Source organism: Pantoea sp. X-Soil-YNGN-844, from assembly GCF_059730595.1.
In genome coordinates this window covers 3756361-3776269 of the sequence record NZ_AP036007.1, presented here as the reverse complement: position 1 = coordinate 3776269, position 19909 = coordinate 3756361, and the positions used below count along the sequence as shown (strand labels likewise).

16 protein-coding genes are annotated in these 19909 nt (G+C 57.2%); 8 read left to right on the top strand and 8 right to left on the bottom strand.

Annotated features, from left to right (window positions below; genetic code table 11):
• The first annotated feature begins 8 nt into the window (after positions 1–8).
• The gene (locus AC6I8C_RS17605; protein WP_497823164.1) at positions 9–692 is read left to right on the top strand and encodes a FadR/GntR family transcriptional regulator; all 684 of its coding nucleotides are present in this window, start codon (positions 9–11) and stop codon (positions 690–692) included.
• On the opposite strand, the gene AC6I8C_RS17600 is transcribed toward AC6I8C_RS17605, so the two are convergent.
• The gene (locus AC6I8C_RS17600; RefSeq protein WP_161734145.1) at positions 681–1736 is read right to left on the bottom strand and encodes an AI-2E family transporter; all 1056 of its coding nucleotides are present in this window, start codon (positions 1734–1736) and stop codon (positions 681–683) included. The two genes, AC6I8C_RS17605 and AC6I8C_RS17600, sit on opposite strands and share 12 nt — an antisense overlap.
• Before the next feature lie 276 nt (positions 1737–2012).
• On the opposite strand from AC6I8C_RS17600, the gene AC6I8C_RS17595 reads away from it, so the two are divergent.
• On the top strand, positions 2013–3236 hold the full coding sequence (locus AC6I8C_RS17595) for an MFS transporter (RefSeq protein ID WP_497823163.1): 1224 nt from the start codon (positions 2013–2015) through the stop codon (positions 3234–3236).
• A gap of 75 nt (positions 3237–3311) precedes the next feature.
• Here AC6I8C_RS17595 and AC6I8C_RS17590 read toward each other — a convergent pair whose 3' ends face one another.
• Positions 3312–4127 carry a TIM barrel protein gene (locus AC6I8C_RS17590; RefSeq protein WP_497823162.1) on the bottom strand — a complete coding sequence of 272 codons (816 nt, stop codon included), beginning with the start codon at positions 4125–4127 and terminating at the stop codon, positions 3312–3314.
• A gap of 420 nt (positions 4128–4547) precedes the next feature.
• Between AC6I8C_RS17590 and AC6I8C_RS17585 the strand changes: the two genes are divergently transcribed.
• Both AC6I8C_RS17585 and iolB read left to right on the top strand, forming a co-directional pair.
• Entirely contained in the window at positions 4548–6053 is a 1506-nt protein-coding gene (locus tag AC6I8C_RS17585) for a CoA-acylating methylmalonate-semialdehyde dehydrogenase (RefSeq protein ID WP_095706558.1), read from the top strand.
• A gap of 112 nt (positions 6054–6165) precedes the next feature.
• A complete protein-coding gene (iolB, locus tag AC6I8C_RS17580; RefSeq protein WP_497823161.1) occupies positions 6166–6984 on the top strand; it encodes a 5-deoxy-glucuronate isomerase in 819 nt (272 codons plus the stop codon).
• 74 nt (positions 6985–7058) lie between these two features.
• Here the strand turns inward: iolB and AC6I8C_RS17575 are convergent, their stop codons facing one another.
• Both AC6I8C_RS17575 and AC6I8C_RS17570 read right to left on the bottom strand, forming a co-directional pair.
• On the bottom strand, positions 7059–7901 hold the full coding sequence (locus tag AC6I8C_RS17575; protein WP_010253340.1) for a MurR/RpiR family transcriptional regulator: 843 nt from the start codon (positions 7899–7901) through the stop codon (positions 7059–7061).
• 561 nt (positions 7902–8462) lie between these two features.
• Entirely contained in the window at positions 8463–10376 is a 1914-nt protein-coding gene (locus AC6I8C_RS17570) for a bifunctional 5-dehydro-2-deoxygluconokinase/5-dehydro-2-deoxyphosphogluconate aldolase (protein ID WP_497823160.1), read from the bottom strand.
• Between the two features lie 544 nt (positions 10377–10920).
• Here AC6I8C_RS17570 and iolD point away from each other — a divergent pair.
• From iolD to iolE, 3 genes are all read left to right on the top strand, one after another.
• Positions 10921–12861, top strand: a complete 1941-nt coding sequence (iolD, locus tag AC6I8C_RS17565) for a 3D-(3,5/4)-trihydroxycyclohexane-1,2-dione acylhydrolase (decyclizing) (protein WP_497823159.1) — start codon at positions 10921–10923, stop codon at positions 12859–12861.
• Positions 12862–12923: 62 nt separating this feature from the next.
• On the top strand, positions 12924–13934 hold the full coding sequence (gene iolG / locus AC6I8C_RS17560; protein WP_497823158.1) for a bifunctional inositol 2-dehydrogenase/D-chiro-inositol 1-dehydrogenase: 1011 nt from the start codon (positions 12924–12926) through the stop codon (positions 13932–13934).
• Positions 13935–13981: 47 nt separating this feature from the next.
• Complete coding sequence (gene iolE, locus AC6I8C_RS17555; protein ID WP_033784211.1) at positions 13982–14878, top strand: myo-inosose-2 dehydratase; 897 nt, start codon at positions 13982–13984, stop codon at positions 14876–14878.
• 49 nt (positions 14879–14927) lie between these two features.
• Here iolE and AC6I8C_RS17550 read toward each other — a convergent pair whose 3' ends face one another.
• On the bottom strand, positions 14928–15482 hold the full coding sequence (locus AC6I8C_RS17550) for a DcrB family lipoprotein (protein WP_033734745.1): 555 nt from the start codon (positions 15480–15482) through the stop codon (positions 14928–14930).
• A 117-nt stretch (positions 15483–15599) separates the two neighbouring features.
• The gene (locus tag AC6I8C_RS17545) at positions 15600–16265 is read right to left on the bottom strand and encodes a 7-cyano-7-deazaguanine/7-aminomethyl-7-deazaguanine transporter (protein ID WP_003852182.1); all 666 of its coding nucleotides are present in this window, start codon (positions 16263–16265) and stop codon (positions 15600–15602) included.
• 204 nt (positions 16266–16469) lie between these two features.
• Here AC6I8C_RS17545 and tusA point away from each other — a divergent pair, with 204 nt between their 5' ends.
• Positions 16470–16721, top strand: coding sequence for a sulfurtransferase TusA (gene tusA, locus AC6I8C_RS17540; protein ID WP_010253330.1), 252 nt, complete (start codon positions 16470–16472; stop codon positions 16719–16721).
• A gap of 52 nt (positions 16722–16773) precedes the next feature.
• Here tusA and AC6I8C_RS17535 read toward each other — a convergent pair whose 3' ends face one another.
• Together AC6I8C_RS17535 and AC6I8C_RS17530 are read right to left on the bottom strand one after the other, a co-directional pair.
• Positions 16774–19050 (bottom strand): zinc/cadmium/mercury/lead-transporting ATPase, encoded by a 2277-nt coding sequence (locus AC6I8C_RS17535; RefSeq protein WP_497823157.1) that lies wholly within the window; start codon positions 19048–19050, stop codon positions 16774–16776.
• 93 nt (positions 19051–19143) lie between these two features.
• Positions 19144–19773 (bottom strand): lysoplasmalogenase, encoded by a 630-nt coding sequence (locus tag AC6I8C_RS17530; protein WP_013359353.1) that lies wholly within the window; start codon positions 19771–19773, stop codon positions 19144–19146.
• Positions 19774–19909: the final 136 nt, after the last annotated feature.

Below are 19909 nucleotides of genomic sequence, written 5' to 3'. Positions count from 1 at the left end.
AGAGGGTAATGAGCCTGCCGGTTATCAAAACGGAGCGCCTGTATCGTCAGATCGCCAACGCCATTATGGCCGGCATCACGCGCGGTGATTTTGTGGCGGGTGGCCTGCTGCCGCCCGAACGCGAGCTGGCAAAACAGCTGGGTGTCAGCCGTTCGTCAGTGCGTGAAGCATTGATTGCGCTGGAGATGACCGGCTGGGTCGATATCCGCACCGGCAACGGTATCTACGTCGCTCAGCCGCTGCCCCAGGCCGCCATCCCGCAGGAGAGTGAAACCTGCAGCCTGCAGGACCTTTTGCAGGCGCGTGAAGCCTTTGAAGGCATGCTGGCAGGATTTGCCGCCCGTCACGGCACCGCCGGACAGCGGGAGGCACTGCTGGCGCTGACCGCTGAACTGCAGCAGTACAATGAAAACGACGCGGCGTTTCTGGAGCAGGATAAACGCTTTCATCTGCTGATCGGCGAGATGAGCGGCAATGACGTATTACGCGACCTGCTGGAGCAGCTCTGGAACCGGCGTCACAGCCCGCACGTGCAGCGGCTGGAACTCCATTATGCCGATAACAGCTTTGCGCAGGCGATGAATGCTGATCATCAGCAGATTGCCGACGCGATTGTGGCAGGTGATGAAGCCGCGGCTCGCCAGGCGATGGAGAGCCATCTGCAGCACGTCCAGCAGCGGCTACTTGGTTAATCCCCGTACGCGTTTAGGTCGTCCGGTGCCGAGCATAATCGCCAGCCGACTACCGCCTGGCGTGGTTTCCATCAGGATTTTGGTAATGCTGGTCAGCGGCACTGAGAGCAGCATGCCGACCGGACCGAGCAGCCAGCCCCAGAAGACCAGTGACAGGAACACCACCAGCGTTGATAAGCCCAGGCCGCGACCCATCAGGCGCGGTTCCAGCATGTTGCCGAACACCATATGAATCGCGGTAAACAGCGCTGCCACCATCGCGGCATCAAACAGGCTGTTCAGTAACAGCGCCTGCAGGAAGGGCGGAATGCCGGCAATGATCGGGCCGATATTCGGAATATAGTTGAGGATAAATGCCACGACGCCCCACAGCAGCGCGAACTTTACATCCAGCAGATAGAGACTCAGCCAGACGGCGATACCGGTGATGAGACTCACCAGGGTTTTCAGCGCCAGATAGTGCGTCACGCCTTTCAGCGCCTTATGCAGCCCGGCGATGCGAATTTTGGGATTTACCAGCGCATTACGCATTTTGTAAGGCAGGTGATGAACCTCAAACAGCATAAAGACCACGGTCAGCACCAGCAGCACGGTATTGGTCATCGCACCCGAAAAGCCGCTGAGCGCCACGCTCGCCAGGTTCATCATGGTATTTGGGTCGAAACGCTGTACCAGCGCATCGGTTGAAATATTGAGATGAAAGCCCGCCGCGAGATGTTGCAGCACCGTCATTTTCTGCTCCATGGTGGCGCGCAGTTGCGGGTAAAGGTCAGAAAACTCGCTCATTGAGCTGGCGATGATGGCACCCAGCAGCAGAATACCGCAGAAGATCACGGTAATGACCAGTCCAATCGCCAGCCCACGGCGGAAGCCACGACGCATCAGCATTGTCACCAGCGGGTTGAGCACAATGGCAAAGAACGCCGCCAGCAGAAGCGGGACCAGAATATCGGACGCGGCCCGAACCCCGGCAAGAATAATGACCAGCATCGCCAGTTTTATCAGAATATTTTGTCCAATCTTTTCCCGTTGCAGCTCGCTCATTGCCTCTCCCGTGACGTAATCTGGCTGTTGGAAGTGTAGCTGAAAGAAAATTAACAAACTGATTTATCAGAGAAACGGTAAAGCGCGGCGGCATAATAGCGAGATAATCAGCGCCACCGCACTCAGCTATGACGGCAGGACCGCGACCTCCTGCTGTTCCTGTTTTTGCACCGCGTTCTGCTGCGCGATAACCGTGCCAGTGTGATGCGCCGGTGGCGAAAGCGGGTATAGTTAAACGATAAACCTTATCATTCAGCCAACTACGCGCGAGAACCTATGCCTGAACAGCCTGCAGCGGAACAGAACGTCCCATCCGGAAGCCTGAATATCTCGCTGCTCATCCTCTCTATCGTCGCCTACAACTTTGCCAGCTATCTCACCATTGGTCTGCCGCTGGCGGTCCTGCCTGGCTGGGTGCATGACCAGCTGGGCTTCAGCGCATTCTGGGCGGGCGTGGTGATCAGCCTGCAATATGTGGCGACGCTGCTGAGCCGGCCACATGCCGGGCGCTATGCCGATCTCTGGGGGCCAAAGAAAGTGGTGGTGACCGGTCTGGCGGGCTGTCTGATCAGCGGCTTGTGTATTCTGCTGGCGGCGCTGATCGCATCACCGCTGTGGAGCCTGATACTGCTCTGTGTCGGCCGGTTGATACTGGGCGTGGGCCAGAGCTTTACCGGCACCGGCACCTCGTTGTGGGGAGTGGCGCGGGTCGGTTCACTGCACATTGGCCGGGTCATCTCCTGGAACGGCATCGTCACCTATGGCGCGATGGCGATAGGTGCGCCGCTGGGCGTGGTGATCTTCCGGGCCGGCGGGCTGCTGTGGCTATCGCTGGTGATTGTGGCCATCTGCGTGGTGGGCATCGTCTGCGCGGTCCCGCGTCCGGCGGTAAAAGCCAGCCGCGCCAGACCGCTGCCGTTTCGGGCGGTGCTGGGGAAAATCGCTGGCTTTGGCGCGATTCTGGCGATGGGGTCAGCGGGTTTCGGCGTGATTGCCACCTTTATCACGCTGTTCTATCAGAATAAAGGCTGGGAAGGGGCCGCCTTTGCGCTTTCCCTGTTCAGCGGTGCTTTTGTCGGGGCGCGCCTGCTGTTCCCGAATGCGATTAACCGCCACGGTGGCCTGTGGGTCGCCAGCGTTTGTCTGGCGGTTGAGGCTGCCGGGCTCTTTCTGGTCGCCGCCGCAGGCGATCCCTGGATGGCAAAAGCGGGCGCGTTTCTGACCGGTGCCGGGTTTTCACTCGTGTTTCCGGCACTGGGCGTGGTGGCAGTAAAAGTGGTGCCGCAGCAGAATCAGGGCAGCGCCCTGGCGACCTACACCGCTTTTATGGATCTGTCGCTGGGAATAACCGGGCCACTGGCCGGATTCATCATGAATTATGCCGGTGTCTCACGCGTCTACTTGCTCACGGCGCTGCTGGTCTGTGTCGCTTTCTTCTGCACGCTGCGCCTGCAGCGGCGTCAGGCTTCAGAGCCAGTAACCGGGGATTCGTCAGGATAAAAAAATGGCCCAGCAGCGGGCCATAACGTCTTTTCAGACACAGATAAATCAATAAATTTCGGGTGCGAACAGGTTTCAGGTCTGCAGCAGTTCAATACTGTGGCGGATCTGGCGTTCAATCTCCGCCGGTGTCCAGTTGTTGAGCTGACCGGAGAACGGCTCAAAAGCGTAGACGCCCTTATAGCCGAGCATCTCCAGCCGTTTAACCTGCACCACGCTCTTCAGCACATCGTTGTCACTCAGCATGATGCGTTCGTCGTCGGTCAGTTCGGCAGTCGGGCGCCGATCTTCCACACCCGAAAGATGCACCAGCCCAATCTGGTCAATATCGATACCCGCCGGAAATTCCTGTTCAGCCTGTTCATAGAGATGATGGTGAAAGGTATCCAGCAGCAGCCTGAAGGGTACATCCGCCGCGGCGATTAACTGCTGCGCCTGTACGATCGAACGCAGTGAGCTAACCGGAAACCCCAGCGGTTCTACCAGCCCCTGAATGCCATAGTGTGCAAAGCGCGGCGCCAGCTGCTGCATTGCTGCCTGCGTCTGCTGAGGCGACACGGTAATCCCCTCATTCAGCGGACACATCACCAGTGCCTTTGCGCCGATCTGTTGTGCTGTCTGTAACAGCGACTCCGCCCGCGTCAGCAGCGCGTCATCGATCCGGTTAAAGGGATAGAGCGCATTAATCGTGACGATATCGATGTGATACTTATCCGCCAGGGCGCGCAGCTGATCGGTGCTGAGGTCATCGGTGACGTTGCCGCCCGGCATGTCATTACGCAGTTCGACCTTGCTTAGCCCCAGACGCTGAACCAGCTGAAAGAAGGCCTCCAGCGAGAGCCGGGGCGCAATTTTACGGTTGATACAGAAACGGGTGGGATCGATGGCCATGCGCTGACTCCGGGACAGGAGAAGGATGGGCTAAAGAAAACATTTATTTCATTGATAGTGAATTATGAAATGCGAATTATTAGATCGGTCTCGCATTAATTTCATATTCCGTTTCAGTCTGATGCATAAACGCTGGATCAATCTCGCAGGAATACCAGCTCTATCCGCCTCTGCTGTTCGCCTGTCAGGCTAAGGCTGCGCGCTGATAAACGCCTTCTGCCATCGGGACATCGTCATTAGCTTGAGGGTGGCAAAAATGCGATCCGTGCCGCTAAAAGTAAATTTTCCAAAAAGAACTATTTGAAAAATTTATTCCACTGTAATAGCTTCATAGCACGCTTTCAGGTTTGCCTGGTCAGGCAGTGTGGCAGGCCACAGGGCCCGTCTGCAGGGAACATAACCATCTTAAGAGGCAACATCATGACAATCATAGGTAACTTTATTGGCGGTAAAACGACTTTCAGCGCCAGCAACGAAACCATTCCTGTTTACGATCCGGCAACCGGCAAAGTGGTACGTGAACTGACGCAAAGTACCGCTGATGAAGTGGCCCAGGCGATTGGTGTCGCGCATGACGCATTTGCTGCCTGGTCAAAAACCTCGCCGCTGCGTCGCGCCCGAGTTCTGTTTAACTTTAAAGCCCTGATGGAGCAGCATCGTGAAGAGATGGCGGCGCTGATTGTCTCTGAGCATGGCAAAGTCTGGTCTGATGCGTTAGGTGAACTGACGCGCGGCATTGAAGTGATTGAGTTTGCCTGCGGGATCCCCCATCTGCTTAAAGGTGAATATTCCCCGAACGTCGGCGGCGGCGTTGACAGCTTTTCGCTGATGCAGCCGGTGGGTGTCGTAGCGGGTATTACGCCGTTTAACTTCCCCGCGATGGTGCCACTGTGGATGTTCCCGATCGCCCTGGCCTGCGGTAATACCTTTGTTCTGAAGCCACCGGCGCTAGATCCCTCTGCGGCCGTGCGTATGGCCGAGCTGCTGACCGAAGCGGGCCTGCCGGATGGCGTATTCAACGTGGTGCACAGCTCTAACGAAGATGCTGAGCAGCTCTATAAAGATCCGCGCATCGCAGCGGTGAGCTTCGTCGGCTCGTCCGGTGTGGCTGAGCATATCTATAAAACCGCCAGCGCCCACGGCAAGCGGGTGCAGGCATTTGGCGCGGCGAAAAACCACGCCATCGTCATGCCGGATGCCGATCTGGATGCCACCGTTAACGCGATTATGGGCGGTGCGTTTGGTTCGGCCGGTGAACGCTGCATGGCGCTACCGGTTGTGGTCGCGGTGGGCGATGACACTGCTGACAAGCTGATTGCCCGTCTGACACCACTGGTGAAAGCGCTGCGGATCGGTCCTGGGATCAATCAGGGTGCCGATGAAAATGAGATGGGGCCGGTTGTCTCAGCCGCGCACCAGAAGAAGGTGCTGGGTTACATCGATAAAGGCGAGCAGGAAGGCGCGAAGCTGGTGGTCGATGGCCGTAACGTGCAGGTTGCAGGTCACGCCGAAGGTTACTACGTTGGCGGCACGCTGTTTGATAACGTCACCTCTGAAATGGTGATCTGGCGTGAAGAGATTTTTGGGCCGGTGCTGAGCATCATGCGCGCACCGGACTACGACAGCGCGCTGCAGCTGGTCAACAGCCATGAGTTTGGTAACGGCAGCGCAATTTTCACCAGCAACGGTCACACCGCACGTGAGTTCGTGCAGAACGTTGAAGCGGGCATGGTCGGTGTTAACGTGCCGGTTCCTGTGCCGATGGCATTCCACAGCTTCGGTGGCTGGAAGCGTTCCGTGTTTGGCGCGCTCAATGTTCACGGGCCGGATGGCGTGCGCTTCTATACCCGCATGAAAACCGCCACCGTGCGCTGGCCGTCCGGTCAGCAGACCGTGTCTGAATTCAGTATGCCAACCCTGGGCTAATTCATTTCACCGCTGATCGCGACCGGCAGAAGAGTCTGCCGGTCGCTTTGTTCGCTGGCACCTCGCCCGTGAGCCTGACGCAGCGTCAATCGTGACAGAGAGGAGGATTAGGATGTCTTTACTGTCGAAAGCACAAGTCCCTGACGCACAGGGTCGTATCCAGCATGTGACGCCTGAGCGCGCTGGCTGGCGTTATGTTGGCTTTGACGTTTATCTGCTGAAAAAAGGGCAAACCCTGCGCCTCAACAGCGGTGATGCAGAGCTGTGTCTGGTGCTGGTGGCCGGGCTGGCCTCGGTGAAAACCCGCCATGCTGAGTTTCCCGGAATCGGTAAGCGCATGTCGCCTTTCGAACGCGTGCCGCCGTATTCCGTGTATGTGCCGCATGACGATGAAGTGGAAGTCTATGCTGACAGCGATCTTGAACTGGCCGTCTGTAACGCGCCCGGCCAGGGCAATCTGCCTGCAAGACTGATTGCGCCAGCTGATGTCGGTGTTGAGCATCGCGGTAAAGGGCGCAACCAGCGTCTGGTGCATAATATCCTCCCTGATACTGAACCCGCTGACAGCCTGCTGGTAGTGGAGGTTTATACCAACGAAGGCGATACCAGCTCCTATCCCAGCCACAAGCATGATCAGGAGGAGAGTGAAAACGAAACCTACCTGGAAGAGACCTACTATCACCGTTTCGATCCGGAACCTGGTTTTGCCATGCAGCGCGTTTACACCGACGATCGCTCACTGGATGCCTGTATGGCACCCTATAACCGCGACGTCGTGATGGTACCGCGTGGCTATCATCCGGTGGCGACGCTGGCGGGTTATAACAACTACTATCTGAACGTGATGGCAGGGCCGGTACGGCTGTGGAAATTCAGCTGGGAGAAAGATCACGCCTGGGTGAACAGCGACAGCTATCCGCGATCAGAGTAAGGCTCAGCGGTTTTATCAGCGCATGCCTGTAGTAAAGGGCAGTCAATCGGGCTGCCCTTTTTGTTGTTTGCAACTCAGGACGTTTTGGCGTTGTTTAGCGCCAGTGACACCGCCAGCGTCTGTGCCAGGCAGAGTGAGGCGACCTGCGAACGGAAGCCATCGACCTGCGCTTCACGCACAACAAAGCAGACATCGCTGAAGGCAGCCAGCGGGCTGACCTGGCTATCGGTAATGGCGATCTGATGCGCGCCACGCTTGGCCCCCATTTCGACGACCTCGACCGCTTCACGCGCATAGGGCGAGTAGCTGATCGCAATCACCACATCTTTCGGGTTAACCAGACTGAGCTGCTCGGTAAACATCCCGCCCAGACCATCAATCAGAAAAGCACGCCGCTCCAGATGACGCAGCGCGTAGACCAGATAGGAGGCGACGCTGAACGAGCGACGCAGGCCAATTACATAAATGTTCTCAGCCTCATTCAGCAGTTTTACTGCTTTGTTCAGCTGCTCAGGATTCACCTGCATCGCCAGCTGCTGCAGCGCCTGGCTGTTCACCATGGTAAAGACGTTAAGGATCTCCGCCGGACTCTCAGGCGCACTGGCGCTGTCGTCCGTAGAGGTCTGACGAAACAGACGCGCGCGCTCGGTATAGTTGACCGTCTCTTCCATCAGGTGCTGACGAAAAACCTGTTTCATTTCGTTGAAGCCGCTGAAGCCAAACGCATTCGCAAAACGGATCAGCGTCGATGGCGGCACATCGGCCTGCTGAGCAATCGAGGCGACGGTATCGAAAGCAATACTATTACTGTTATCAAGGATGTAGCGCGCAACCTGTTTAAGACGCTTGCTCAGCGTTTCATAGCGGCGACGAATATCGTCCTGCAAGAGAGAAAGTTGGGTGGGATTATTGTTCATCACTTCTGCCCGTATCATGAGAATAATGGCTGCATAATGAGCGCTATAGTATCAGATGGATGGAAAATTTCATTTGTTTGCGTCAACGACGCGGTTTATTTCATGGCTTTATGAAATGGTTCACAGATTGGCTTTAGCGCGCCCAGGCGGGCAATGACAGGGTGAAAAACGGGATGAAATGACAGAAGGGAAGAGGGGTAACCAGTAAAACGCCATCCCGGTTGGGATGGTGTGATATTACTAAAAAGTCTGTCTCTGCCTGCTATGAGTCCGCACAGGCTCAGGTAACACGGTCAGATCGGAAAGTCGCTCAAGCCATCCATGGCCGCTCGGCCCGCGCGATTACGCACCTCATCCATGAGGTGCGCCCGTTGCCGGGCCAACGCTTCGCGTTGTTCAAAAACGCTCCCGGCGTTTTTGTCCCGGGCGCGGGACGCTTTCCTCTTCTGACCGTGTTACCTGCGCGTTGAGCTTATTCGTTGCTGCAACATTCACCCTGCTTTGAGTGAGTCAGCAGTCTGAGGCCATCGCGGTTGAGACAGCCTGGTGCAGAGCAGCAAATCAGGCGCGCGCAGCGCGCCAGTGCGCAATCAGCCGCAGGTAATTCCCTTTTACGGTCTCAATCAGTGCCTGATCGTCCAGTTCACCCTGCAACCACTGACGCGAAGGCTGACCAAAGATGGTGCGACCCACCGCAAAACCTTTCACCCATGGCGCGTTGGCCGCCGCAGCGAAGCCCGCTTTAAGCTTCTCTTCGGGCGCATCCAGACCCAGCAACAGAATGCCGCGACAGTGAGGGTCCTGCTCTTCAATCAGACGACTGATCGCCTGCCAGCTCTCTGCGGATAGCGGAGGCAGTTTCCACCAGTCCGGCTGAATACCCAGACTGTAGAAATGGCTCAGTATATCAAGGTAATAGGATTCATTCTTATCCGGGTTGTTCTCGGGAAGAATCACTTCCAGCAGCAGCTCATGGCCACTTTTGTTACAGCCTTTCCAGACATCGAGCACCAGATCATCCTGCTCTTTGCGCAGTTCAGCACTGTCATGCGGATGATAGAAAACCAGACATTTCACGACATGCTCGGCGGGCCAGTCGATTAGCTGCGAGCCGATGTTGCCATGCTCCAGACGCAGTGGACGTGAGCTGGGCAGCTCGATCGGGCGGCCAATCCACCACTTCTTACCCGTGATGGCATTCAGGGCTTTCTGACCATACGTGGTATCCGCCAGAATGCCGCTTTTGTTCTCTAATCCCGCCTCACTGGCCGCCTGTTGAGCGGCTTCCAGCAAAAGCAGTTTCAGTTGTGGAATACGGCTCTCATCAACGCCCGCTTCCTGCGCCATATCCGCCAGCTGTTTGCGATGGTCAAAAGCGAAAACGTTCAGCTCCGGCCATTGCTGCTTACGGGTGGTCACGCGGTGCAGATGGTTCAGACGACTGTCGAGATCGGGACGTTTCACCTCTGTGTCGCGGCTCAGGAAATCATCCAGCTCTGCTTTGGTTGGCATGGCAGGGGCACAGCCGTGGCGTGACACGACCAGCGCGCCACAGGCGTTGGCATAACGGCACGCCTGCTCCCAGCCTTCATCATTCAGCCAGCCGCGCAGCAGGCCAGACATAAAGGCATCGCCCGCACCCAGCACGTTGAGCACGTCGACGCGCACGCCGGTATGCAGCTGAGTCTGTTCCCAGCTATCCGGAATTTCACCTTCAAACACCACACAGCCCAGTGGACCGCGTTTGCAGACCAGCGTCGCCTGGCTCGCCTGACGCACGTTCTTCAGTGCGGTCAGGGTATCGGTGCTGCCACCGGCAATATGAAACTCCTCTTCGGTGCCGACGATCAAATCGAAATAGTGCACCACTTCCTGCAACTGCTGAGTGACCTGAGACGACTCAATGAAACGTGTTTCACCGTCGCCTAAAGAGGTCAGTCCCCATAACACCGGGCGGTAATCGATATCCAGCGCCGTTCGCAGGCCATTGCGGCGGGCGATATCCAGCGCTTTCAGCACCGCTTCACGGGTCTGCGGATGAGATAAGTGCGTGCCGGTGACCGCCACCGCGCGGGACGAGGTAATAAAGGCTTCATCGATATCGTCCGGTACCAGACCCATATCAGCGCAGTTATCACGGTAGAAAATCAGCGGAAAAGTCTCTTCATCTTTAATCCCCAGAATCACCATGCCGGTCAGACGTTTTGCATCGGTGATCAGGGCATCGGTGTTGCAGCCCACGCGCTGCAATTCCTCACGCAGAAAGCGACCATTGTGCTCATCTCCCACCCGCGCCAGCATCGCCGATTTCAGCCCCTGAATCGCGGTGCCATAAGCGACGTTGCCCGATGATCCGCCCAGATATTTAGCAAAGGAGGTGACATCCTCCAGCCGTGCCCCAATCTGCTGGCCATAAAAATCAACGGCGATGCGCCCGATACAAATCACATCAAGCGGCTTCTGTTGTGTACTCATACCTGTGGTTTCCTTCTGTGATTCGCAGAGCTGGCGGGCGAAAAGACCGATCCAGGCAGGCTCTGCTTCCGGGTCTGTGGGTATCTGACTGGCTATGAGGGGAGTATGAGGAATAAAAATTCCATATTCAATATGAAATGAAATATCCATCGCAATTTTGTGAACCAGGTAAAACTCCTGATTGCCACCCGCCTGCGTGGTCTCTGCTGTCACGATGTGCGGTATGTCAGGGTTGTGAGGGGGATCGCAGGAATCTGTATACCAGTCAGGCAAGCTGCTGCATTGAAATGAATTTTTTCATCATGAACCACTCTCTGCAAAACGTTCCAGATTCCCCCGTCGTGATCGCCCGCCAGACCTGTTGCCATCGTTAAATTTGATCTCACTCGCAAAATGAAATGTTTCTTCTGTAATCGTGTTTTATGAAAAATATATTTGTTTATAATCGCCTCACGTTTCAGTTATTCCGGCCGCTTTTCCGCCAATGACAACGCCTTGCGCGCTGTCGCGGAAGTCGGGGTCCACCAGCATGTAAGGAAGAAACATGGGCACAATCAGACTGACCACGGCACAGGCGCTGGTTAAATTTCTTGATAATCAATTCATCGATGTTGATGGCACTGAGACGAAGTTCGTCAAAGGCATCTTCGCGATTTTCGGCCATGGCAACGTGCTGGGGCTGGGCCAAGCGCTGGAACAGGATAGCGGCGATCTGGTGGTCTGGCAGGGTCGTAACGAGCAGGGCATGGCCCATGCTGCCACCGGCTTTGCCCGTCAGTCGCTGCGCCGTCAGATTATCGCCTGCAGTTCGTCTGTGGGACCGGGTGCGGCTAACATGATTACTGCCGCCGCCACTGCGACCGCTAATCGCATTCCGCTGCTGCTGCTGCCCGGAGACGTCTTCGCCACCCGTCAGCCCGATCCGGTGCTGCAACAGATTGAGCAGAGCTACGATCTCAGCATCAGCACCAACGACGCCTTCCGCGCCGTCAGCAAATACTGGGATCGCGTCAGCCGTCCTGAGCAGCTGATGTCTGCCTGTATCAATGCCATGCGCGTGCTGACCGATCCGGCCGAAACCGGCGCGGTCACGCTGTCGCTGCCGCAGGATGTGCAGGGTGAGGCCTGGGATTACCCGGACTACTTCTTCCAGAAACGCGTGCACCGTCTGGATCGCCGCCTGCCGGTCGCGGCACAGCTGGCGGATGCCCTGACGCTGATTAACCGTAAGCGCAAGCCGATAATTATCTGCGGCGGCGGGGTGAAATACTCTGAAGCGGGCGAGGCGCTGCGCCAGTTTGCCGAGCGCTATCAGATCCCCTTTGCCGAGACGCAGGCGGGCAAAGGCACGCTGGTCTCTGACCATCCGCTGAATATCGGCGGCGTAGGCGAAACCGGCTGTCTGGCCGCGAACCTGCTGGCGAAAGAGGCCGATTTAGTCATCGGCATCGGCACCCGCTACACCGACTTCACCACCGCATCGAAATGGATTTTCCAGCATCCCGATGTCAGCTTCCTGAACATCAACGTCAGCAACTTCGACAGCTACAAGCTCGATGGCGTGCAGCTGCTGGCCGATGCCCGTGAAGGGCTGACCGCGCTCACCGCTGCGCTGGCCTCACAGCACTACAGCAATGACTGGGGCAACCAGATTGAGCAGGCGCAGAGCCAGCTGCTGAAAGAGACGCAGCGCGTCTATCAGGTGGAATATCACGATGGCGACTTTGTGCCGGAGATAGCTGACCATCTCGACCGCGAAGCGGTGTTCGCTGAATTTAACCGCCTGACTCAGTCACTGCTGACGCAAAGCAGCGTGCTCGGCACCTTAAATGAGCAACTGCCGAAAGATGCGGTCGTGGTAGCCGCCGCAGGCAGCCTGCCGGGCGACCTGCAGCGTGTCTGGCGCACCAAAGATTACAACGCCTACCACGTCGAATATGGCTACTCCTGCATGGGCTATGAAGTCAATGCTGCGTTGGGTGCAAAACTGGCGCAGCCGCAGCGCGAGGTCTATGCGCTGGTCGGCGACGGCTCCTTTATGATGCTGCACTCTGAGCTGGTCACCTCGATTCAGGAAGGGGCGAAAATCAACGTCGTGCTGCTGGATAACATGACTAACGGCTGTATCAACAACCTGCAGATGGAACACGGTATGGACAGCTTCACCACCGAGTTCCGTTTCCGTAACGCGGAAAGCGGCAGGCTGGACGGTGGCTTTATCCCGGTCGACTTCGCGGCCATTGCTGCCGGTTATGGCTGCAAAACTTATCGCGTTACCAGCCTGGAACAGCTTAAAGCGGCGCTGGAAGATGCGCGCACCCAGACGGTTTCCACCCTTATCGACATCAAAGTGCTGCCAAAAACCATGATCCACAAATATTTCAGCTGGTGGCACGTCGGCGTGGCGCAGGCGTCGAAAACCGAACGCGCTCAGGCGGTCGCGGACAAGCTCAACAGCCATCTGGATCAGGCGCGCAAATATTGATTTCCGGGCCGTGCTGCGGCCCGTTTTCCTCTTCTCCGTACGAACCCTACACAGGTGTAATTATGACTTTGAAACTTGGCGTCATCGGTACAGGTGCAATTGGTCAGGAACATATTCGCCGCTGCAGCCATGTGCTGCAGGGGGCTCAGGTGGTTGCCGTCTCTGACATCAATGTCGACGGCGCGCGGGCTGCACTGCAACGCCTGAACATTGAGGCGGAGGTGTTTGAAAATGGTCACGATGTGATTCAGTCTCCCAACGTCGATGCGGTGCTGGTCACCTCATGGGATCCGACCCACGAAGAGTTCACCTTAGCGGCGATTGCCGCCGGTAAACCGGTCTTTTGTGAGAAGCCGCTGGCGATGAGCGCCGAGGGCTGTCGCCGGGTGGTGGATGCAGAGATTCAGGCGGGTAAACGCCTGGTGCAGGTCGGTTTTATGCGTCCTTACGATGCGGGCTATCGCGCCCTGAAAAAAGTGATTACCGATGGCGATATCGGTGAGCCGCTGATGCTGCACTGCGCGCACCGCAACCCGACCGTGCCGGAAAACTACACCACGCCGATGGCGATCACGAATACCCTGATCCACGAGCTGGATGTGCTGCGCTGGCTGACCAGTGACGACTATAAAACGGTGCAGGTGATCTTCCCGCGCGTGACGTCGAAGACCCATGGTCAGCTGAAAGACCCGCAGATCGTCCTGTTCGAAACCCACAAAGGGGTCCGCATCGACGTCGAGATCTTCGTTAACTGCGCTTATGGCTATGACATTCAGTGTGAAGTGGTCGGTGAAGAGGGCATTGCCCGCCTGCCAGAGCCTTCTTCGGTGCAGCTGCGCAAAGATGCCCGCTTGTCGAATACCATTCTGGTGGACTGGAAAGATCGCTTTATCGAAGCGTATGACGTTGAGCTGCAGGCGTTTATCAACGACATCAAAGCGGGTCAGCTTACCGGCCCTTCTGCCTGGGATGGCTTTGCTGCCTCGGTGGCCGCCGACGCCTGCATCAAAGCGCAGAGCAGTGGTGCGATCGAGCCGGTAGAGATGCCGCCGCGTCCTGCTTTCTATAACTGATTTAGCTCTCTCTGCGGCCTGGCCGCTCTCCGCCTGGGAATAAGAAAATGAACAAAGAGAACGTAAAACTGGCGATCGCGCCGATCGGCTGGACCAACGATGACATGCCGGATCTCGGCAGTGAAAATACCTTCCAGCAGACCGTCAGTGAGATGGCGCTGGCGGGCTTTACCGGCAGCGAAGTGGGCAGCAAATATCCGCGCGATCCGGCGATTCTGAAACCGATGCTCGATATTCGCGGCATCGAAATCTGCAACGCCTGGTTCAGCACCTTTTTCGCTAATGGCGACAAAGAGAAAACCATCGAGCAGTTCATCGAGCATATGAACTTCCTGCATGCGATGGGCGCACGGGTGATTGGCTGTTCTGAGCAGAGTAAAAGTATTCAGGGCACCACGCTGGCGGTATTCGAAGAAAAAGCGATTTTCAGCGATGAAGAGTGGCGGTTAACCGCAGAGGGCTACAACGAACTGGCCCGCATCGCAGCAGAGAAGGGGATGCGCGTGACGCTGCATCACCACATGGGCACCGGCATTCAGACGACGGAAGAGATCGACCGGTTTATGGCGATGACCGACGAGCAGGTCGGTTTGCTCTATGACACCGGCCACGTCTACTACTCCGAAGGCTCCCAGCAGAAGATGCTGGCGGTACTGGAAAAATATCTGCCGCGCATCTTCCACGTTCATCTCAAGGATGTGCGTGATGAAGTAGTGGCTGAGGTACGCGAGAATCATCTCTCGTTCCTGGAAGGGGTAAAAAAGGGCACCTTTACCGTGCCGGGCGATGGCGTGATCGACTTTAAGCCAGTGTTTAAAATCCTGGACGATTACGGCTACAAAGGCTGGATGGTGGTGGAAGCGGAGCAGGATCCGGCGCTGGCCAATCCGTTTGAGTATGCGGTGAAAGCGCGGAAATATATCCGGGAAAATACAGGGTTATAACGTGCTCTGAATAAAGGCGGGCTTCCCTGTGGGAAGCCCGCCTTTTGTTTTACTTCAGCGTAATGCTTTTCACAATGCTGTCAGCATCGCTCTGGGCCTGCTGCTGATTATCGCCTGGCAGCGTAATCTGCAGCGTCACCAGTTTGCCATCCACTTTTGCCAGAACCACGGAAGACCATGAGGTCTGGTTGTTGGCAGAAATCACCGTATCCAGCTGCTGAGCGGGCTGATCTTTCAGCGTCACAGATTTGTTCGAAACCACCTGCAGCTGCGGATCGCGGTTGCGCTGCTGCTGTTCCATGCGCTTCGACAGCACATCCAGCCCGTCACTGGTCGGGTCACCGGCAATCACAATAATGGCGCGGGCTCCGGTTTCATCCGCATAAACGTGCATGTTCGTGGTCTGCGAACCCAGTTTACCGCTTTTATCTGACATGCCTGGTGGCAGTGAGAAGCTCAGTTTGCCATCCATCAGCGTGACAGTCTGCGCCGACTGACTGGCACTGACGCCGTTGTCGTTCGCCGCTTCATCTTTCTTCTGGTCACAGGCCGCCAGGCCAAGTACCAGTAAACCCATTCCTACATATTTCACCAGGTTGCGCATCAGAATCCCTTTTTTAAGTTTCCAGTCAGGCATTAATACAACAGGAATCAGGTTGCAAACGCAACCTGATGATTGTCAGAAGATCTTAGCGGGTAATGACGGAAATTATATAAGTTCTTAGCCGAAATTGACCTGGCGAGCGGTCTGGCGTTCCGCCAGACGCTTGAGCGCCGCGTTGAGCAGCACGCCGTAGGCGGGCAGGAAGAAGACCATGCAGATAAGTACTTTGAAGCTGTAATCCACCAGGGCGATCTCAACCCAGTGCTGTGCCATAAAGGCATCGGGGCTTTTATAGAAGGCGATAAAGAAGAAGGCCAGCGTATCGCTGATATTCCCCAGGAACATCGCGCAGCCCGGTGCTATCCACCACTGTGGCAGTCGACGCAGACGGTTAAACACATGCACGTCGAGGATCTGACCCAGCGCGTAAGCCATAAAGCTGGCGCAGGCGATACGGGCAACAAACAGGTTCATCACTTCCAGCGCCTGCCAGCCCTGCCATTCACCCTGATAGAACAGCGCCGAAACACCGTAAGAGATAAACAGCGCCGGGATCATCACGGCCAGAATAATGCGTCGGGCCAGCGGTGCGCCAAAAATACGCACGGTGAGGTCGGTCGCCAGGAAGATAAACGGAAAGCTGAACGCACCCCAGGTAGTGTGGAAGCCAAAGACGGAGATCGGCAATTGAACCAGGTAGTTACTGGAGGTGATCACCAGCAGGTGAAACAGCGATAACCAGAAAAGCGCATGCATGCGCTGACGTGAAGAAAATGCGAGCATATTCAACCTTTTTAATGTTGGGGTGAGGGAACCCATTGCGGGACGCCGTTCGGGCAGCGCCTGGCAGTTTTATGAGCAAAAAGCGGCGGCATCTTACCGCGTTGTGCTTTTTATGCAATGGTTAATTTTAACGCAATCGTTATCGCCTTGCTTCACCGCCAGCACGCGCTAGAATGAGCGCCCCTTACCTGAACCGAGTTGATTATGAGCGATGCTTTTTCCTCTGCAGACCATCAGCTGGATGCCCGTGGCCTGCGTTGCCCGGAGCCGGTGATGATGGTGCGCAAAACCGTACGCAGCCTGCAGGATGGCGAGACGTTACTGATCATCGCCGATGATCCGGCGACGACCCGCGATATTCCCGGCTTCTGCCGCTTCATGGAACATGGCCTGCTGGCACAGCAGACCGACACGCTGCCCTATCAGTTTCTGATCCGCAAAGGTATGGCGGGTTAACAGCAGCCGTTCAGGCCGCCGTTAACCCTACTCTTCAGACAGAGCCTTTTACTCAGTCGTGGCGACGCAGTAACCTCAGCGCGTTGGCGGTGACCAGCGCGGTGGCACCCGAATCCGCCAGCACCGCCAGCCAGAGTCCGGTCAGACCCAGCAGGGTGGTGACCAGGAAAATCGCCTTCAGCCCCAGCGCAATACCGACATTCTGGCGGATGATGCGCCGTGTCCGGCGTGCCAGCGCAATCATCGGAGCCAGATTGCCGAGCTGATTACGCGTCAGGGCAGCATCGGCCGCTTCCAGCGCCACATCGGTGCCGCTGCCCATCGCAATGCCCAGCGTTGCCGCTTTCATTGCTGGGGCGTCGTTAATACCATCCCCGACCATCGCCAACGGCTGCTGCTGACTCAGTTCACGGATCGCCGCTACCTTATCGGCAGGCAGAAGGCTGGCGCGATAATCAATATCCAGCTGGCGGGCAATGGTCGCCGCAGCGCGTGGGTTATCGCCGGTCAGCATCAGGCTCTCAATACCCAGCTTTTTCAGCGCCTTTAACGCCTCAACGGCGTCGTCGCGCAGCTGATCGCGCAGGGCCAGCGCACCCAGCGCTTCGCCATCGCGCATCAGCACCACCAGGGTTTCACCTTCGGCTTCCTGTTGCGCTATCTGCGCATTTTGCTGCGGCGTCAGACCGGGTGCATGGCCGGGCGTCAGCAGCCGAATCTGCTGGTCAGCGACTTTCGCGCTGATGCCGCGTCCCGCCTGCACCTGCTGATCCTGTGCGTCAGGAATCACCAGATCACGCACCTGCGCGGCCGCCACGATAGCGCTGGCCAGCGGATGGGTGGCACCCTGTTCCGCAGCGGCGCTCAGCGCCAGCATCTCTGACTCGCTGGCCGTGCCAAAGCGCAGGATCTGCGTCAGCTGTGGCTTGCCCAGCGTCAGCGTGCCGGTTTTATCAAACGCCATTCTGCGCACCGAGCTCAGCCGCTCCAGCGCCGCACCGCCTTTAATCAGTGCGCCCTGTCGCGCCGCCGCAGCCAGCCCGGAGGTAATGGCGGCTGGCACAGAGATCACCAGTGCACAGGGGCAGCCAATCAACAACAGTGTCAGCCCTTTGTAGATCCACGGCTGCCAGTCACCTGCGAAGAGCAGTGGCGGCACCACCATCACCAGCAGCGACAGCAGCATGACCAGCGGCGTGTAGATGCGGCTGAACTGATCGATAAAGCGTTCAACCGGCGCACGGTGCGTTTCCGCTTCCTCAATCAGCTGCAGGATACGGTCAATCGCGCTTTCACCTGGCTTCGACACCACTTCCAGCGTCACCAGCCGATCCACGCTGGTGGCCCCGGCAAGGATCTTTTCGCCGCTGGCGTGGGTGACCGGCAGCGATTCCCCGGTCAGCGCGCTCTCATCAAAACTGGCGAGCGGGCTGATTAAACGGCCGTCGACCGGCAGGCGACTGCCCGCCGCGACTTCAATCACATCGCCGGGTTGCAGCGCCGCCAGCGGTACTTCAAGACGTTTGCCCTGTTCAAGGCGAATCGCCGATTCAGGCCGCAACGCCATCAGGCTGGTGACGCCGCTGCGCGCCCTGGAGGCGGCATAGCTTTCCAGCTGTTCGCCCAGCTGAAACAGCACCAGCACCATCGCGGCTTCAGCGTGCGCGCCAATAATTAGCGCGCCTGCCGACGCCAGCGTCATTAATGTCTCAATGGTAAAAGGCGATCCGCTGCGCAGACGCTGCCAGGCGCCGCGCGCCACCGGGACCAGGCCGACCAGGGTGGTCAGCACGAACAGCCGATCGCCCCAGACGGGCGCGAACTGGCTGAGAACGCTGCTGGCGAGCACCAGCAGTGCCAGCAAAATCAGCATGCGGTTCTGCTGCCAGCGCGAGCTTGCGGACGGCGTCTCCGAGGGTGTAACAAGCTGGAAACCGGCTTTTTTTACCGCCTGTTCAACGGCGCTTTGTACATCGTTGTCAGCGTTAACCACCAGCTTCTCGCTGCTGAACAGCACGCGGGCGTCGGTTACGCCGCTTATCTGGCGCACGGCGGTTTCAATAGTGCGGGCGCAGCCCGGACAGTCCATGCCGCTGACCTGCCAGCTAAAGGGCCAGGCGCCTCGCCGGTCGCTTTCCTCAGTGGAGTCGGCCTCATTGCCAGGGCTGCTATTGCAGTCACAGCAGCAGCCTGCCGTATCCGCCGTCACGGGCGTAGCAGCATGAATAGAAAGAGAGAGTGGACGGGCCTGACGAACCTGGCACAGCGGTTTTGCTGCGGCGTGGCTGGCACGCGGTTTGCCGCAGCCACAGGCGTGATGTTGATGCATATGACCTCCGGAGTGTAAGAGTTGCGGGATGAGCAACGTTGCCCATCCCTTATCCTACACTCTGGAGTGAACTCCAGAGTCAAGACTAATTTCTCAGACGACCCACAGCGAACGCACGATCATAAAGTGACCGGCAAAGTAGCAGGCGGCCACAATCGCACTGTCAGCACTGAAGCGACGACGATAGTGCGAGATAAACCAGACCGCGTTGGCCAGCAGCAGCAGACCGGCACCGACCATGATCGAGAAGCTGTAATCGGTCGGGCGGAAGAAGTACTGCTCGGTCGCTATCCAGGTCATCACTACCGTCATGCCAATAAAGGTGCAGACAGGCCAGCGCAGATCCTCCAGTCGGCTCCAGATGATGCCAATCAGGGCGGCACCGATGATGAGCAGCGTCAGCGGAATCGGCCAGAAGAAGGTCATGGTCATGCTGGCGGCGAAGCAGAGCGTATAGAGCAGGTGTGACAGGAAAAATGCCCCGACGGCATAGAGCATCTGCTGACGCGGCAGTAGCGTTAACGCATCACCGACCAGTGTCGCAACCAGACCGGCCAGAATCAGATAGTCCGTGGTTTGCAGCACCGGAGCCTGCCAGGCGAGCCCGACCAGCAGCAGCAGGGTGACGGGCTTAAACAGCCAGCGCTGCCATTGTGGGCCGCGATAGGTGGCATCGACATAGAGCCAGCCGGAGAAAAGTACAGCGAGGAAAGACCAGAGCATTGTTTCTCCCTTTTTTACTCAAAATGGTGAAAGATCCCAAAATATCACTTCCAGTTTAGGTTAAGCCTCTGAGATGTGACAATCAGGCAACTCTGGTTGTATGCTTTGCCGCCTGATTTAACAGGCATGAGAGCGC